This is a genomic window from Paenibacillus sp. GbtcB18, assembly GCF_019091125.1.
GTDB lineage: Bacteria > Bacillota > Bacilli > Paenibacillales > NBRC-103111 > Paenibacillus_F > Paenibacillus_F chitinolyticus.
Genome location: NZ_JAGXJX010001056.1, coordinates 1 through 204 on the forward strand (window position 1 = coordinate 1; position 204 = coordinate 204).

1 tRNA gene is annotated in these 204 nt (G+C 55.4%); it reads left to right on the forward strand.

Annotated elements, in window-relative coordinates:
- A tRNA-Val gene (locus KVT34_RS31630) sits at positions 1-76 on the forward strand.
- Positions 77-204 lie beyond the last annotated feature (128 nt).

A 204-nucleotide genomic window follows, 5' to 3' on the forward strand; every position in this document is an offset into this window, starting at 1 on the left:
GGACGCTTAGCTCAGCTGGGAGAGCATCTGCCTTACAAGCAGAGGGTCGGCGGTTCGATCCCGTCAGCGTCCACCATCCAGATTTTATGAGTCCGACAATCATAATTTTCCTGGAACTGGGGAATACTACTTGGAGCTGTGGTGTAGAGGCCTAACATGCCTGCCTGTCACGCAGGAGACCGCGGGTTCGAATCCCGTCAGCTC